This is a genomic window from Parabacteroides sp. AF39-10AC (assembly GCF_003635405.1).
GTDB classification, from domain to species: Bacteria; Bacteroidota; Bacteroidia; order Bacteroidales; family Tannerellaceae; genus Parabacteroides; species Parabacteroides distasonis.
This window is the reverse complement of the sequence record NZ_QTLP01000022.1, coordinates 10,374-10,699: the sequence shown is the minus strand read 5'-3', so window position 1 is coordinate 10,699 and position 326 is coordinate 10,374. Positions and strand designations below refer to the sequence as shown.

Below are 326 nucleotides of genomic sequence, written 5' to 3'. Positions count from 1 at the left end.
AAAAAGCCGTATCTTTGCAGCGCTTTAGAGAGATAAAGCGAACGAAAAATAAGTTTAAAGGGCGTTTAGCTCAGCTGGTTCAGAGCATCTGCCTTACAAGCAGAGGGTCGGCGGTTCGAATCCGTCAACGCCCACCTTTAAATTTATTATTTCACCGAAAGATTTTCGGGCGTTTAGCTCAGCTGGTTCAGAGCATCTGCCTTACAAGCAGAGGGTCGGCGGTTCGAATCCGTCAACGCCCACTTTTAATTTATTATTATACCGAAAGAACTTCGGGCGTTTAGCTCAGCTGGTTCAGAGCATCTGCCTTACAAGCAGAGGGTCGG

Annotated in this window: 2 tRNA genes; both read left to right on the top strand. The window is 46.9% G+C overall.

The features are described 5' to 3' along the window. Positions 1–59 precede the first annotated feature (59 nt). Positions 60–134, top strand: a tRNA-Val gene (locus DW033_RS17735). Between the two features lie 33 nt (positions 135–167). Beyond that, positions 168–242, top strand: a tRNA-Val gene (locus DW033_RS17730). The last annotated feature ends 84 nt before the right edge of the window (positions 243–326 follow it).